The sequence below is a fragment of the Streptomyces sp. NPDC059909 genome, from assembly GCF_042730885.1.
GTDB lineage: Bacteria > Actinomycetota > Actinomycetes > Streptomycetales > Streptomycetaceae > Streptomyces.
The window spans coordinates 1-15,828 of the sequence record NZ_JBHWKX010000046.1 but is presented as its reverse complement, the minus strand read 5'-3'; the positions used below and the strand labels follow the sequence as shown (position 1 = coordinate 15,828).

At 71.1% G+C, this 15,828-nt stretch carries 14 protein-coding genes; 6 read left to right on the top strand and 8 right to left on the bottom strand.

Annotated features, from left to right (window positions below; genetic code table 11):
• Position 1 precedes the first annotated feature (1 nt).
• Positions 2 to 433, top strand: coding sequence for a DUF742 domain-containing protein (locus tag ACFV9O_RS26995; protein ID WP_385422144.1), 432 nt, complete (start codon positions 2 to 4; stop codon positions 431 to 433).
• Positions 414 to 1,025, top strand: a complete 612-nt coding sequence (locus ACFV9O_RS26990; protein WP_385422142.1) for an ATP/GTP-binding protein — start codon at positions 414 to 416, stop codon at positions 1,023 to 1,025. Before ACFV9O_RS26995 ends, ACFV9O_RS26990 begins: the two co-directional genes overlap by 20 nt.
• A gap of 154 nt (positions 1,026 to 1,179) precedes the next feature.
• Here the strand turns inward: ACFV9O_RS26990 and glpK are convergent, their stop codons facing one another.
• From glpK to ACFV9O_RS26970, 4 genes are all read right to left on the bottom strand, one after another.
• Positions 1,180 to 2,694: a glycerol kinase GlpK gene (gene glpK / locus ACFV9O_RS26985; RefSeq protein WP_385422140.1), complete on the bottom strand. Its 1,515-nt coding sequence runs from the start codon at positions 2,692 to 2,694 to the stop codon at positions 1,180 to 1,182.
• Positions 2,695 to 2,882: 188 nt separating this feature from the next.
• Positions 2,883 to 3,641 carry an MIP/aquaporin family protein gene (locus ACFV9O_RS26980; protein WP_385422138.1) on the bottom strand — a complete coding sequence of 253 codons (759 nt, stop codon included), beginning with the start codon at positions 3,639 to 3,641 and terminating at the stop codon, positions 2,883 to 2,885.
• A 328-nt stretch (positions 3,642 to 3,969) separates the two neighbouring features.
• The gene (locus ACFV9O_RS26975) at positions 3,970 to 5,160 is read right to left on the bottom strand and encodes a lipid-transfer protein (protein ID WP_385422203.1); all 1,191 of its coding nucleotides are present in this window, start codon (positions 5,158 to 5,160) and stop codon (positions 3,970 to 3,972) included.
• Positions 5,157 to 5,612: a Zn-ribbon domain-containing OB-fold protein gene (locus ACFV9O_RS26970; protein WP_385422136.1), complete on the bottom strand. Its 456-nt coding sequence runs from the start codon at positions 5,610 to 5,612 to the stop codon at positions 5,157 to 5,159. The genes ACFV9O_RS26975 and ACFV9O_RS26970 overlap by 4 nt, the downstream gene beginning before the upstream one ends.
• A 194-nt stretch (positions 5,613 to 5,806) precedes the next feature.
• On the opposite strand from ACFV9O_RS26970, the gene ACFV9O_RS26965 reads away from it, so the two are divergent.
• Both ACFV9O_RS26965 and ACFV9O_RS26960 read left to right on the top strand, forming a co-directional pair.
• On the top strand, positions 5,807 to 6,613 hold the full coding sequence (locus ACFV9O_RS26965; RefSeq protein WP_385422134.1) for a M15 family metallopeptidase: 807 nt from the start codon (positions 5,807 to 5,809) through the stop codon (positions 6,611 to 6,613).
• Positions 6,614 to 6,653: 40 nt separating this feature from the next.
• Entirely contained in the window at positions 6,654 to 7,292 is a 639-nt protein-coding gene (locus ACFV9O_RS26960) for an NUDIX domain-containing protein (RefSeq protein ID WP_385422132.1), read from the top strand.
• Positions 7,293 to 7,379: 87 nt separating this feature from the next.
• Here the strand turns inward: ACFV9O_RS26960 and ACFV9O_RS26955 are convergent, their stop codons facing one another.
• Entirely contained in the window at positions 7,380 to 9,770 is a 2,391-nt protein-coding gene (locus ACFV9O_RS26955; protein ID WP_385422201.1) for a glycoside hydrolase family 31 protein, read from the bottom strand.
• 230 nt (positions 9,771 to 10,000) lie between these two features.
• Here ACFV9O_RS26955 and ACFV9O_RS26950 point away from each other — a divergent pair, with 230 nt between their 5' ends.
• Complete coding sequence (locus ACFV9O_RS26950; RefSeq protein ID WP_385422130.1) at positions 10,001 to 11,977, top strand: acetoacetate--CoA ligase; 1,977 nt, start codon at positions 10,001 to 10,003, stop codon at positions 11,975 to 11,977.
• A gap of 91 nt (positions 11,978 to 12,068) precedes the next feature.
• Positions 12,069 to 12,965: a hypothetical protein gene (locus ACFV9O_RS26945; RefSeq protein WP_385422128.1), complete on the top strand. Its 897-nt coding sequence runs from the start codon at positions 12,069 to 12,071 to the stop codon at positions 12,963 to 12,965.
• Between the two features lie 102 nt (positions 12,966 to 13,067).
• Here ACFV9O_RS26945 and ptsP read toward each other — a convergent pair whose 3' ends face one another.
• From ptsP to ACFV9O_RS26930, 3 genes are all read right to left on the bottom strand, one after another.
• Positions 13,068 to 14,738: a phosphoenolpyruvate--protein phosphotransferase gene (ptsP, locus tag ACFV9O_RS26940; RefSeq protein ID WP_385422126.1), complete on the bottom strand. Its 1,671-nt coding sequence runs from the start codon at positions 14,736 to 14,738 to the stop codon at positions 13,068 to 13,070.
• An 82-nt stretch (positions 14,739 to 14,820) separates the two neighbouring features.
• A complete protein-coding gene (locus ACFV9O_RS26935; RefSeq protein ID WP_385422124.1) occupies positions 14,821 to 15,270 on the bottom strand; it encodes a PTS glucose transporter subunit IIA in 450 nt (149 codons plus the stop codon).
• A gap of 292 nt (positions 15,271 to 15,562) precedes the next feature.
• Positions 15,563 to 15,828: hypothetical protein (locus ACFV9O_RS26930; RefSeq protein WP_385422123.1), on the bottom strand; the 266-nt coding region annotated here is incomplete at its 5' end.

Below are 15,828 nucleotides of genomic sequence, written 5' to 3'. Positions count from 1 at the left end.
CATGAACGACCCCGGACAGCATCAACGGCAGGCCCGGGAAGCCCAGCAGGCCGAGCAGGCGCACCACTGGTTCGACGACGAAGCGGGACCGGTGGTCCGTCCGTATGCGATGACCCGCGGCCGTACCAGCAGTGCGACCCGGCACCGGCTCGACCTGATCGCGCTCGTCGTCCCCGAACCGGCGGCCGACGACCCGGGCAGGGACCAGACGCTCTCGCCCGAACACGTCGAGATCGTCGAACGCTGCAGCACGATCCCCCAGTCGATCGCCGAGCTCGCGGCCGGACTCGACCTCCCCGTCGGGGTGGTCCGGGTCCTGGTGGGCGATCTCGTCGACGACGACCTGGTCCACGTAACCCGTCCCGTTCCGCCGGCCGAGCTGCCGGACGTGAGCATTCTCCGCGAGGTGATCAATGGTCTTCGGGCGCTCTAGCCGCACGGGCTCACCACGGCCGGTCGAGCCGGTGACGCTGAAGATCCTGGTGGCGGGTGGCTTCGGGGTCGGCAAGACGACGCTCGTCGGCGCGGTCAGCGAGATCAGACCGCTGCGCACCGAGGAGACCCTGAGCGAGGCCGGCCGGCCCGTCGACGACCTCGACGGCGTCGAGGCCAAGAGCACCACCACCGTCGCCATGGACTTCGGCCGGATCACCCTCCGCGACGACCTCGTGCTCTACCTCTTCGGTACGCCGGGCCAGGACCGCTTCTGGTTCCTCTGGGACGAGCTGGCCCAGGGGGCGCTCGGCGCGGTCGTCCTGGCCGACACGCGCCGCCTGGAGGACTCGTTCGCGGCCGTCGACTACTTCGAACGCCGCGGGATCCCGTTCACCGTCGGTGTGAACTGCTTCGAGGGCGCCGACCGTTTCGCGGCGGAGACGGTACGGGCCGCGCTCGACCTCGACCCCGAGGTGCCGCTGATGATGTGCGACGCGCGGGACCGGGAGTCGGTCAAGTCGGTACTGGTGTCGGTGGTGGAACACGCCCTCGTGCGCTCCACCCGGGAGCGCGAGCCCGCCACGACCTGACCCGGGGCGACCGGGGAACAACACGGCCCGTACCCCCACCGACAGGGGTACGGGCCGTGGCTCACGGGGTCCTTGGGAACGCCGGGCTACGGGGCGTTGAGGCCACGGGGCCATGGGGCCGTGGGGCGTGTCCCGTGGATCGGTCGGACCGGCCCTAGGCGTGTTCCTCCCAGCCGAAGCTGCGCTCCACGGCCTTGCGCCAGTTGTCGTACTCCCGCTCCCTCATCTCCGCGGCCATCCGCGGCGACCACTCCACATCGCGCTGCCAGTGCGCCTTCAGCTCGTCCAGGCCGCCCCACACCCCCGTGGCGAGACCGGCCGCGTACGCCGCGCCCAGGCACGTCGTCTCGGACACCTTCGGCCGGATCACGGGCACGCCCAGCACATCGGCCTGATGCTGCATCAGCAGCTGGTTGGCGGTCATTCCGCCGTCGACCTTCAGTGTCGTGATCGGCACGCCCGAGTCCTGGTACATGGCGTCCACGACCTCGCGCGTCTGCCAGCTCGTCGCCTCCAGCACCGCCCGCGCCAGATGCGCCTTGGTCACATAGCGGGTCAGTCCGGTGATGACACCGCGGGCGTCGGCCCGCCAGTAGGGCGCGTACAGGCCGGAGAAGGCCGGCACGATGTAGGCCCCGCCGTTGTCGTCCACGCTCGACGCCAGCGTCTCGATCTCGTCCGCGCTGCGGATGATCCCGAGCTGGTCGCGGAACCACTGCACCAGAGCGCCGGTGATCGCGATCGAGCCCTCCAGGCAGTAGACGGGAGCCTCGTCGCCGATCTTGTAGCCGAGCGTGGTGATCAGCCCGCTCTTCGAAGGAACGGGCCGGTTGCCGGTGTTGAGCAGCAGGAAGCTTCCCGTGCCGTACGTGTTCTTCGCCGTTCCCGTGTCGTAGCAGGCCTGGCCGAAGATCGCGGCCTGCTGGTCGCCGAGTGCCGAGGCGACCGGCACCCCGTCGAGCTGCCCGACGGCCGTCCCGTACACCTCGGCCGACGACCTGATCTCCGGGAGCACCGCCTCGGGCACCCGCATCGCCGCGAGGATCGATGCGTCCCACTGGAGGGTCTCCAGGTTCATCAGCATGGTGCGCGAGGCATTGGTGACGTCCGTGACGTGCACACCGCCGTTCGTGCCGCCGGTGAGATTCCAGATCAGCCAGGAGTCGACGGTGCCGAACGCGATCTCGCCGCGCTCCGCCCTGCCCCGCAGTCCGGGCACGTTGTCCAGCAGCCAGGCGGCCTTCGGACCCGAGAAGTAGCTGGCGAGCGGAAGCCCGGTGGCATCACGGAAGCGGTCCTGCCCGTCCGTGCCGCCGAGTTCGGTGCACAGTGCCGCGGTCCGCGTGTCCTGCCACACGATGGCATTGTGCACGGGTTTGCCCGTGGATCGGTCCCACAGCACCGTCGTCTCGCGCTGGTTGGTGATGCCGAGCGCGCTGAGCTGTTCGGCACGCAGCCCCGCCTTGGCCAGCGCCCCGGCCACGACGGCCTGGACCTTCGACCAGATCTCGGTCGCGTCGTGCTCGACCCAGCCCGGCTTGGGGAAGATCTGACGGTGTTCGCGCTGGTCGACGGCGACGATGGCGCCGTCCTGGCCGAAGATGATGCAGCGGCTCGACGTGGTGCCCTGGTCGATCGCCGCGACGAATTTCTGGGAGGTGTCCGTCATGACGTCCCCTTCTCGGAGGTGCTGCTCCGGGAGGGCTGCTCCCGGGAGGCTGTTTGCGCGGTCGGAACACGGCTGTTGAATCGGAGCGCTGCGTCGAATCGCAACGCGGGGTCTGGTCCGGACACGGTGTCGGGTCCGAACGCGGGGGCGGGTCCGAACGCGGGGGCGGGTCCGAACGCGGCGTCGCGTCAGAACGCGGCGTTGAAGACGAGGCCCGCGAGGAGACCCCCCACCAGCGGTCCCACGACGGGAATCCAGGCGTACCTCCAGTCGGACGTCCCCTTGTGGGGAATGGGCAGCACCGCGTGCGTGATCCTTGGGCCCAGATCGCGCGCCGGATTGATGGCGTAACCGGTCGGCCCGCCCAGCGACAGACCGATCCCGACGACCAGCAGCGACACCAGCAGGATCGAGATACCCGAGCCGTAGATCCCGGCGGCCCCGCCGGGGATCGGGCCGATGCCGATCCCGGCGTTCCGCCCGAAGGCAAGAACCGGCAGGACCAGCCCGGTCGTCGCGATGATCTCGGTGACGAGATTCGCGACGGGCTTGCGTATCTCCGGAACCGTAGCGAAGATCCCCAACGTGGGCTGGGCGTTCGCCCCGGAATTGGCCTGGAACTGCGCGTAGTAGACCAGCCAGGCCAGCACGGCGCCGACGACCGCGCCGGTCATCTGCGCGGCGATGTACAGCGGCACTTCGCCCCACTCGCCGGTGTCGACGGCGACGCCCACGGTCACGGCCGGATTGAGATGCCCGCCGGACAGCGGTGCCGCGGTGTACGCGCCCGCGAGCACACCGAATCCCCAGCCGAAGGTGATCACGATCCAGCCGGAGGCTCTCGCCTTGGAGTGGTGCAACGTGACCGCGGCGCACACGCCTGCGCCGAAGAGGATGAGTATCGCGGTCCCGATGACCTCACCGAGGAAGATGTCTGCGTTGCTCATGGAGGCTCCTGGGCTGGGTTGGTTCCCATGGCTACGGAGCCGGAGTCAGCGGGCACAGGCGTCCGTCCCGAGCCTCGCCCGGCGTCCGTGACGAGCGTGGTGAGCGTGCGCGTGCATGGCCGTACGCATGCACGGCCGTACGCGTGCATGGGCGCGCGCGCATGCACGTCGAACTGCGGCGACGGAGACATGTGGCGCCGACGAAGACGCAGTTTTCTCCCCTGCTACTGCACCGTCAAGGATCCCGACAGCAGCCGCAGTTCACGACCCACCCATCCGCGGGGAACGCCGAGCCGCGAGCCGTACGCCCTGCCGCTCGCCCGCGGCCTCAGCGGACCGCGACGATCGCCGAACCGTGGCCGAACAGCCCCTGGTTCGCGGTGATTCCCGCCCGCGCACCCGTCACCTGCCGTGCCCCGGCCACACCCCGCAACTGCCAGGTCAGTTCGCACACCTGGGCGATCGCCTGCGCCGGCACGGCCTCCCCGAACGAGGCGAGGCCCCCGCTCGCATTGACCGGCACGCGCCCGCCGAGCGCCGTCACGCCCTCCCGCACCAGCTTCGCGCCCTCACCCGCCGCGCACAGCCCGATGTCCTCGTACCACTCCAGCTCCAGCGCCGTGGACAGGTCGTACACCTCGGCGAGCGAGAGATCCATGGGCCCGAGCCCGGCCTCCTCGTACGCGGCCCGCGCGATCGACGCCCGGAAGCCGAGCGCGGGCGGCTCCACCGCGGCGGCCGAGTCCGTGGCGATGTCCGGCAGGTCGAGGACGGTCCTCGGGAAGGCGGGGGTGACGGTCGAGACGGCGCGGATACGGACCGGATCGGCCGCCCCGTGCCGCCGCGCGTACTCCATGCTCGACAGGACGAGCGCGGCGGCGCCGTCGGACGTGGCGCAGATGTCGAGCAGCCGCAGCGGATCTGCGACGACCGCGGACGCGGCGACGTCACCGGCGGTCACCGCCTTGCGGTAGCGGGCGTACGGGTTCAGCGCCCCGGCCGCCGCGTTCTTCACCTTCACCTGCGCGAAGTCGTCCTGCGTGTCGCCGTGCAGAGCCATGCGACGCCGCGCGTACAGCGCGAAGTACGCGGGATTCGTCGCCCCGAGCACCCGGAAGCGCAGCCAGTCGGGATCGTCGGGACGGTCGCCGCCCGCGGGTGCGAAGAACCCCTTGGGCGCGGAGTCGGCGCCCACGACGAGCACGACGTCCGCCAGCCCGGCCAGGATCTGTGCCCGGGCGGCGCCGACCGCCTGGGCGCCGGACGCGCACGCCGCGTACACGCTGGTGACCCTTGCCCCCTGCCAGCCCAGCGCCCGGGCGAACGTGGCACCCGCCACGTATCCGGGATAGCCGCCCCGGACGGTGTCCGCGCCGACGACCGACTGGACGTCCCGCCAGCCGATGCCGGCGTCGGCGAGCGCGGCACGGGCCGCGACCGTTCCGTACTCGACGAAGCTCTTGCCCCATTTGCCCCACGGATGCATTCCCGCCCCAAGGACGGCGATGTCGCCGGTCATCGGCCACCCCCCACCGGACGCCAGTGCCAGGTCGTCCACGTGGTGTCAGCGTCCTCGATGAGGATCCCCGGCACCACCTCGACCTCCATGCCGACCGCGAGATCCCCGACAGTCACCCCCGGCGCCGCCTGCCCGAGGACCACCATCCGCTCCTCCGCGAGCTCGACCGCGACCAGCGTGTACGGCTCCCACCGCGCATCCGGGTCCGAGACGTACGGCGCCGGCGGCCGGTACCTCCCGTCCGTGTACGACCACACGCGCCCCCGCTTCGACAGGGCCACCTCCGCCGGCTCACCGCCGCCCACGCAGCCCGGATTGCGGCAGTACGCGTCCTCGCGCGGGAAGAACACCACGGAGCAGGCGGTGCAGCGGGTGCCCAGGAGCCTGAACTCCCTTTCGTCCTCACCGTCGGTGAACCATCCGGCCACCACGGGCGTACGTGTGCGCGCCACGGCCTGTCCCTCCCACCTCGATCTGACGGATCGTCAGGCATCGTCAGGAGTGTGCCACGGAGAGAACGCGGCCGGAAGCCGGAAGAGTTGGTTCCGGCCCTGGAGGCACGGGGCGCCGATCCGGTGGCCACGGAGGGCCGGCCCGTGGCCGCGGGGTGGTTCCGGCCACCCGTTCCTGATAGACAACGGTGCGCATGAGAGGACTCGCTTCCGCATTCCGCGCCCTGACCCTCACCGCCGCCGCCCTCCTGGCCGTCACGACCACGTCCCCCGCCGCCCGGGCCGCGACCGAACCGAAAGCCCCGGACGAATTCGTCGCCCTGCGCACCGTCGCCCCGACGATCATCCAGGAGATGCGCTACACCACCCCGCACAACTTCATCGGCGAACCGATCGACGGCTACGAGCAGCCCGTATGCATCCTCACCCGGCCCGCCGCCCAGGCCCTCCAGCGCGCCCAGCGCCAACTCCTGCGCCAGGGCTACTCCCTCAAGGTCTACGACTGCTACCGGCCGCAGCGCGCGGTCGACCACTTCGTCCGCTGGGCCAAGGACCTGTCCGACGAGCGCATGAAGGCCGAGTTCTATCCCCATGTCGACAAGTCGAGGCTGTTCGAGGACGGTTACATCGCGGAGAAGTCGGGACACAGCCGCGGCAGCACCGTCGACCTGACCATCGTCCAGCTCCCCGCCAAGAGGACCCGCCCGTACCGCCCCGGCGAGGAACTGGTCCCCTGCTACGCACCCCGGAGCGAGAGGTTCCCGGACAACTCCCTCGACATGGGCACCGGATTCGACTGCTTCGACACCCTCTCGCACACCGACGACCCCCGCATCCAGGGTGAGCAGCGCGCCAACCGCCAACTCCTCAAGAACACCCTCGCCGACGCAGGCTTCGTCAACCTCCCCGAGGAGTGGTGGCACTTCACCCACAAGCCGGAGCTCTTCCCCGACACCTACTTCGACTTCCCGGTGTCCTGGAGGTCGCCGGCGCGGCCGTGACGCGCTGACCGGGCGCGGCCACCTCACGTACAGTCCGCGTGTGACCGAGCCCAACGCCCCCGCCCCCGCACCGACCCCCGCACCGACCCCCGCACCGACCCCCGCACCGACCCCCGCACCGACCCCCGCACCGACCCCCGCACCGACCCCCGCACCGACCCCCGCACCCACCCCTGTCAGGGACTCCCACTGCTCCAGCTGCGGGGCCCGCTACCCGGACGGCACCACCGGCTGGCCCCGCACCTGCGTCGTCTGCAGCGACACGGCCTACCGCAATCCCCTGCCCGTCGCCGTCGCGCTCCTCCCCGCCACCACCCCGCGCGGCACCGGACTCGTCGTCATCACCCGCACCATCGAGCCCCAGCGCGGCGGCATCGCGCTGCCCGGCGGATTCATCGACCACTCCGAGGACTGGCAGCACGCGGTCGTACGCGAACTCCGTGAAGAGACCGGCATCGAGGCCGCCCACCAGGACGTCCGGCTGGCCGACGCCCTCAGCTCACCCGGTGGCCACCTGCTCCTGTTCGGCCTGCTCCCCGAGCGCCCGGCGGCGGAACTCCCGCACACCGCCCCGACCGACGAGACCGAGGGCTGGCATCTCCTCCACGAGCCGGCCGAGCTGGCGTTCCCGCTGCACACGATCGCGGTACGGCGCTGGTTCGCCGGAACGTACGCGTAGCGGCTACACCGCCGGCCCCGCAGGCCCCCGGACCGGTCACGCCGGACCCCGGACGCATACGGGCCGGCCCCGCACCCGCACGGGCCGTCACGCCAGCCCGCGCACCCGCACCGGCCGCGACACCTTCGCCGCACCGCCTTCCGTCACCCGCTCCACGACCACCCGACCGCCCACCAGCCGGGACGCGTACCGCTCCACCTCCGGCCGCGCCGGTGCACCGCCCACCGGCACACCCTCCGCCGACTCCTCGCGGGGCTCCTCGACGACCAGCCCACTGCCCGTGCGCCCCGCCGCCGGCGCCCACACCTCCAGCTCGACCGAGCCGTCATCGCCCCGCACCGGAATCACCGCACCCGCCCGCACCAGCACCGGAATCCGCGACAGCGGCGCGTCCAGCAGCACCTGCCCCGGCCCCTCGTACGCCTCACCCGTCACCATGTCGTACCACCGCCCCCGCGGCAGCCGCACCGCACGCCGGTCCGTCCCCCGCTCCAGCACCGGCGCCACCAGCAGCGCATCGCCCAGCAGAAAGGCGTCCTCGCAGTTCCGCAACGCCCGGTCGTCCGGCGCACCCCACCACAGAGGCCGCACGTACGGCGCCCCGGTGAGCCGCGCCAGATGCGCCAGCGTCACGAAGTACGGGCGCAGCCGCTCCCGTTCGAGCATCGCCGCCTTCGCATGGCCGAGGACCTGCGGACCGAACTCCCACGGCTCCCTGCGCCCCGCGTCGATCGCCGCATGCGTACGGAACAGCGGCAGATACGCGCCGAGCTGGAACCACCGCAGATACAGCTCGGGCGACGGACTGCCGTCGAAACCGCCCACGTCCGGACCCGAGTAGGGCACCCCGCACAGCCCCAGCCCCAGCACGAGCGAGAGCGACGCCCGCAGCCCCGGCCAGCCCGTCGACACATCGCCGGACCAGGTCCCGCCGTACCGCTGCATCCCCGCCCACCCGGAGCGCGAGAACAGGAACGGCCGCTCCTGCGGACGCAGCCGCCGCAAACCCTCGTACCCCGCCCGCGCCATCCCGAGCGCATACACATTGTGGGCCTCGCGATGATCGCCGCCGCGCCCCTCCAGCGCATGCCGGGCCGACCGCGGCAACGTCATGTCGCCGAACGGCGTGAACGACACCGGCTCGTTCATGTCGTGCCACACCCCCGCGAAACCCTGCGCGAGCCGCTCCTCGTACAGCCCGCCCCACCAGGCACGCACCGGCGGATCGGTGAAGTCCGGATACACGCACTCACCCGGCCACACCACACCGCGCACCTCCCGCCCCCGCGCATCCCGCACGAACGCCCCGGCATCCCCGACCGCCGAACCGCTCTCGTACACGGCGTCGCCCGGCTCCGCCTTCACCGCAGGGTCGACGATCGACACCAGCCGCACACCGTCCGCTCGCAGCTCCTTCGCCAGCCCCGGCAGATCGGGAAAGCGCGCACGGTCGACCGAGAAGACCCGGTGGCCGTCGTAGTGGTCGATGTCCAAGTGCAGGGCCGACAGCGGCAGCCCCCGCTCCCGGTAGCCCGCCACCACCCGCCGCACCTCACGCTCACTGCCGAAGCCCCAGCGCGCGTGCTGCGGCCCGAGCGCCCACGACGGGGGGAGCGCGGGCACACCGGTGAGCGCCGTCCAACCGCGCAGCACGCGCGCCGGAGTGCCCGCGATCACCCAGCAGCGCAACGGACCGCCGGCCATCCGCACCTCACTCGTGCCCGGCCTGTCGTGCCCGGAGCCGGCGCCCTCCTCGCCCTCCCGCAGCGACACACGGCCATCCCATGGATTGTCATGAAACGCCAGATGCGTCCCCGCGTCCGACACCACCAGTTGCACCGGCATCGTGATGTACAGCGGATCGTCGCCCGGACCGAAACTGCCCCGCGGATCGGTGTTCCACAGCCGGTACGTCCCGTTCCGCAACCGCGGCCCCGACGACCGCCCACCCAGCCCGAAGAACCGGGCGTCGGCAGGCACTTCGGAGCGCTGCAGCCAGCGCGCCGGCCCCCCGCCCACCGGCTCCCACCAGCGCGGCGGCAGATCCCGGCGCAGCACCACCCCGCCCGGAGTCCGCACCTCCACCGCGCCGTGCCGCGACACCGCCACCGTCACCCGCTCCGACACGACCCGCCAGCCGCCGTCCTTGTCGGGCTCCAGCTCGGCGCGCGGATCGACCTCGGGCGGAGCGCCCGCCAGCGCGTACGACGGCTCGGGCCCGGCCCCGTCCCACCCCCAGAAGACGCTCCCGCCCACCGCCACCCGCACCCGAAGCTCCGAGCGCGCAAAACGCACGACCCCGCCGCCGGGCAACGGCTCGGCATCCACCACCGCCCCCGGCACCCGGGCCCGCTCAGCCCCCCGCGCCGGCAGCCCCCACGCATCCGTACGCCTCCGACGCCACGCCGCACGCACCGCACGCAGCCCCTGCACCGTGCCGAACACCTTCACCGAGCGCACCAGCCCACGACCGTTCATGCTGCTCACCCTGCCATCCACCAGCGGTTTGGCGGGGTCCGTTCAACTTCCGTTCACCCGTGGTGCGAGCACACAAACAGCCACCCGACCATGGGCGGGGAACCCTGGTGCACAAGACGATCACATGACATCGTCCTGTCAGCGACAGCCGCGTCACGCGCACACCCACGCCCGTGCGCGGGACACACGCCCACCACGCGTACAGCACACAGCCGCCCGGGAGCCGCCCCATGACCTCAGCAGCGAACCCTGCCCCCCTCTGGCAGCCGGACGCCGCCCGCATCGCCTCCGCCCGCATCACCCGCTTCCAGGCCTGGGCGGCGGAACGGTACGGCGCCCCCGCCGACGGCGGCTACCCCGCGCTGCACCGCTGGTCCGTCGACGAGCTGGAGACCTTCTGGCAGGCCGTCGCCGACTGGTTCGACGTACGGTTCTCCACCCCGTACGAGCAGGTACTGGGCGACCGGACCATGCCCGGAGCCCAATGGTTCACCAGCGCCACCCTCAACTACGCCGAGCACGCCCTTCGCACCGCCGAAGACAGCACGCGCGCCCATGAGCCCGCCCTCATTCATGTGGACGAGACACACGAACCGGCGCCCATCAGCTGGTCCGAGCTCCGCCGCCAGGTCGGGTCCCTCGCGGCCGAACTCCGCGCCCTCGGCGTACGCCCCGGCGACCGCGTCAGCGGCTACCTCCCCAACATCCCGCAGGCCGTCACCGCCCTCCTCGCCACCGCCGCAGTGGGCGCCGTCTGGACCTCCTGCGCCCCCGACTTCGGCGCCCGCAGCGTCCTCGACCGCTTCCAGCAGGTCGAACCCGTCGTCCTCTTCACCGTCGACGGCTACCGCTACGGCGGCAAGGAACACGACCGCCGCGACACCGTCGCCGAACTCCGCCGCGAACTCCCCACCCTGCGCGCCGTCGTCCACATCCCGCTGCTCGGCACCCCCGCCCCCGAAGGCGCCCTCGACTGGTCCGAGCTGACCGCCGGCGACACCGAGCCCGTCTTCGAGCAGGTCCCCTTCGACCACCCGCTGTGGGTCCTCTACTCCTCCGGCACCACCGGTCTCCCCAAGGCCATCGTCCAGTCCCAGGGCGGCATCCTCCTCGAACACTTCAAGCAGCTCGGCCTCCACTGCGACCTCGGCCCCGGAGACCGCTTCTTCTGGTACACCTCCACCGGCTGGATGATGTGGAACTTCCTCGTCTCCGGCCTCCTCACCGGCACCACCGTCATCCTGTACGACGGCAGCCCCGGCTACCCCGAGACCGGCGCCCAGTGGGCCATCGCCGAACGCACCGGCGCCACCCTCTTCGGCACCTCCGCCGCATACGTGATGGCCTGCCGCAAGGCCGACGTGCACCCCGGACGCGACCACGACCTCTCCCGCGTCCAGTGCGTCGCCACCACCGGCTCACCCCTCCCGCCCGACGGCTTCCGCTGGCTCCACGACGAGGTCCGCGACGACCTCTGGATCGCCTCCGTCAGCGGCGGAACAGACGTCTGCAGCTGCTTCGCCGGCGCCGTCCCCACCCTCCCCGTCCACATCGGCGAACTCCAGGCACCCTGCCTCGGCACCGACCTCCAGGCCTGGGACCCGCACGGCAAACCCCTCACCGGCGAGGTCGGCGAACTCGTCGTCACCAACCCCATGCCGTCCATGCCCATCCACTTCTGGAACGACCCCGACGGCAGCCGCTACCGCGACAGCTACTTCGAGATGTTCCCCGGGGTCTGGCGCCACGGCGACTGGATCACCATCACCGACCACGGCTCGGTCATCATCCACGGCCGCTCCGACTCCACGCTCAACCGCCAGGGCGTACGCATGGGCTCCGCCGACATCTACGAAGCCGTCGAACGCCTCCCGGAAATCCGCGAGTCCCTCGTCATCGGCCTCGAAGAACCCGACGGCGGCTACTGGATGCCCCTCTTCGTCCACCTCGCCCCCGGCGCCACCCTCGGCGACGACCTGCGCGACCGGATCAAGCGCACCATCCGCGAACAGCTCTCCCCGCGCCACGTCCCCGACGACATCATCGAGGTCCCCGGCGTTCCCCACACCCTCACCGGCAAGCGCATCGAAGTCCCCGTCAAGCGCCTCCTCCAGGGCACGGCCCTCGCCAAGGCCGTCAACCCCGGCTCGGTCGACAACCTCGACCTGCTGCGCTTCTACGAGGAGCTGGCACGCAAGCGCGCCTGACCCCGGGCCGCCGCCGGAACGCGTTGTCAGTGCTCACGATTACGGTGAGTGAGCACTGATCAACAGCGCCCAGGGGGAACCAGGGGGATTCATGGCGCACACCAAGAACCAGCAGCAGTCCATGCGGCGCGCCCTGCGCCGCGACGTCCCGGCCACCGTCGGCCTGCTCGTCGACGAGCAGGACTTCGCCGCCATGTGCCGGTACCGCAGCTTCACCTTCACCGACCATCCCGGCTACCTCCACCAGGTCGAAGGCCTGCTCAGAGCACTCTCCTCCCAGAGCGGACACACCACCGTCGCCCTCTTCGACCCGGAGGACTTCGCCCGCTTCTGCACCGAAACAGGACTCGACCCGGACAGCTCCACCAGCCGCAGCCGGTACACCGCGGAGATCGCCGCAGCAGGCCCCACCGTCGCGTACACCGGCCAGCCCATCGACCACCTGGTGCCGCTGCTCATCAACAGATCGGTCCGCCAGGCCACCTGGGAGTACGCGACCTGGCTGCTCGGCGACCTCGGAGCCTGCGCGGACTGCGGCGAGGACATCGGCCGCGCCGCCTTCGACCGCGCCTCCCAACTGCTCCTCACCCTGCTCGAAACCGCCGGCCCCGGCACACACCATCTCGTCTGCAGCGTCCCCGCGGCCGACGAACAACTCCTGGCGGTCCTGCACGCCGTGTGCCGCACCGGAAACCCCGCCGTCCTCGACGCCGGCGAAGGCGCGGAGTTCGCCACCGTCCTCGCCGCCGGCATCGCCCTCGAAGGCCCCGGGGGAGTGGTGCTGCGCACCTCCACCGACGACGCCCCCGACCAGCTCCGCGGCTGGCGCCTCCACGAGGGACGGCTGATCCCGCTCACCGAAGGCGAGGTCTTCAGCGCGTACTGCACGGACGCCGACACAGGGGAGCCACTCTCACCCGAGCCCGGCGTCGAGTACCGCGCGGGCTTCGACCTCGGCGACCCGCCCGGTACGACCCCGCACCACTGAATCGCACCGCCGAATCGCAAGAGGGGGCCTCCCACCCCAGGCGGGAAGCCCCCTCACACCACAACGACTCACCACACGGCGAATCGTCCGGTCACGCGCCGGTCACTCGCCGGACAGCACCGCCTGCGCGGCCAACCGCGCCTCCTCGGCGGTGTCCGCAGCACGCGCCGCGGCAGCAGCGCGCTCGCACTGCGCCAGCGTGTACTTCGCCAGCGTCGCCCGCACATAAGGAATCGACGCCGCCCCCATCGACAGAGAGGTGACACCCAGACCCGTCAGCACACACGCGAGCAGCGGATCCGACGCGGCCTCACCGCACACACCACAGCTCTTGCCCTCGGCCTTCGCCGCCTCCGCCGACAGCGCCACCAGGTCGAGCAGCGCGGGCTGCCACGGATCCTGCAACCGGGACACCGCACCCACCTGCCGGTCCGCCGCGAAGGTGTACTGCGCCAGGTCGTTCGTCCCCAGCGACAGGAACTCCACCTCCTGCAGCACCGAACGCGCCCGCAGAGCCGCCGACGGAATCTCGACCATCGCGCCGAACTTCGCCTTGAGCCCCGCCTCACGGCAGGCGTCCGCGAACGCCTTCGCATCCGTACGGTCCGCCACCATCGGCGCCATGACCTCGAGGTACACCGGAAGCCCCTCGGCCGCCTTCGCCAGCGCGGTCAGCTGCGTCCGCAGCACGTCCGGATGCTCCAGCAGCGTCCGCAGACCCCGGACACCCAGCGCCGGGTTCGGCTCGTCGCCCGGCGTGAGGAAGTCCAGCGGCTTGTCCGCACCCGCATCCAGCACCCGTACGACCACACGGCCCTCGGGAAATGCCTCCAGCACCTTGCGGTACGCCTCGACCTGCTTGGCCTCCGACGGCGCCCGCTTGCTGTCGTCCAGGAACAGGAACTCCGTACGGAACAGACCGACACCCTCGGCCCCGGCCTCCACCGCGGCAGGCACATCCGCGGGACCGCCGACATTGGCCAGCAGCGGCACCTTGTGCCCGTCCGACGTGGCACCCGGGCCGGACGACGCGGCAAGCGCCGCCTTCCGCGCCGCAGCCGCCTCGGCCAACTGCGACTGCTTCTCGAGGCTCGGCTCGACGAACACCTCGCCGGTGCTCCCGTCGACCGCGATGACCGCGCCCTCGGCAAGCTCACACGCACCCGGCAGCGCCACCACGGCCGGCACCCCGAGCGCCCGCGCCAGAATCGCGCTGTGACTCGTCGGCCCGCCCTCCTCGGTCACAAAACCGAGCACCAGCGCCGGGTCGAGCAGCGCCGTGTCCGCGGGGGCGAGATCCCGGGCGATCAGCACATACGGCTCGTCGCTGTCCGGAACACCCGGCATCGGCACACCCAGCAGCCGCGCCACGATCCGGTTCCGCACGTCATCGAGGTCCGCCACACGCCCGGCCAGATACTCCCCGGCACCCGCCAGCAGCGCCCGGTACGCGGCGAACGCGTCGTACACCGCACGCTCGGCCGTGCTGCCCACCGCGATACGTCGCTCGACGTCGGCCATGAGCTCCGGGTCCTGCGCCATCATGGCCTGCGCCTCGAGCACGTGCTGCGCCTCGCCACCTGCCAGATTGCCGCGCGCAATCAGGTCGGCAGCCACAGCCTCGACGGCCTGGCGAGCGCGCCCCTGTTCGCGCTCCGCATCCTCGGCCGGAATCTGCTTGGCCGGCGGCTCGAGCACCGCCGTCCCCATGTGCCTAACCTCGCCGATCGCCACACCGTGGCTCACGCCGACGCCTCGCAGCGTTGTCTCCATTTCACCCGTCTCCGATTGTGCGGCGGTCCCAGCCACCGCGATGGATGTACGACTGCCGTTGGCCGTCATGACGACGGTGACGTCACTGCCAGCTGAACAGCTCGTCGCCCGCCTTCACGTCGCCGTCCTCACGGACGCCTGCCAGCGAGTCGGCCGAGGCCTCGAGCGCCACGACGGGGCAGATGGCGGACTTGCCGGCCGCTTCGACGGCGACCGGGTCCCAGCGCACGATCGCCTGGCCACGCGTCACGGTGTCGCCCTTGTTGATGAGGAGCTCGAAGCCCTCACCGTTGAGCTGCACCGTGTCGATGCCGAGATGGGTGAGCACTCCGTGCCCTTCGGAGTCCACGACGACAAAGGCGTGCGGGTGCAGGGAGACAACGATGCCATCCACGGGAGAGACGGCCTCCGAGGGCTCACGCACCGGGTCGATCGCGGTACCCGGACCGACCATCGCACCGGAGAACACCGGATCGGGCACAGCGGCGAGCCCGATCGCACGGCCGGCCAGCGGCGACGTCACGGCTGTCATGGGGACCTCCCAGGGGTGGAGATTCTTGTGCCGCCATCACTGCTTGTCCCGGACGGCGTACTGTTCAGAAGCGTATGTCATAGGAAGTCCAGGTTCCGCGTGAGAGTTGCTAGTTGGGCGAACCTGGAGGGCACCGGAAACGATTTGCCTCGTCTGCCGGTGACATGTACTGTCGTACCTCTGCCTGGCCACGACGCGACTCTGAGCCGCGGGTCGGCAGCACCTACTGAAGCCGCATCCTAACTGGTTTACACCAGTGGTCTACACCTCTGCGTCCGCGCAGGGTGGGTGGTCAGGAATGCGGGAAAAGGCTGGTAGGGTTTGAAAAGCCGGAAAGGGAAAGCGCGAAAGCGAATACCAATTCGGCAGCCCGGTCCAGCGGGTGGCGGAAACGGAAATCGGATCTGCTAAGCTGGAAACACCGAAGGGAAGCGCCCGGAGGAAAGCCCCAGAGAATGTCACTGAGGGTGAGTACGAAGGAAGCGTCCGTTCCTTGAGAACTCAACAGCGTGCCAAAAATCAACGCCAGATTAGTTGATACCCCGTCCATCTTCGGAT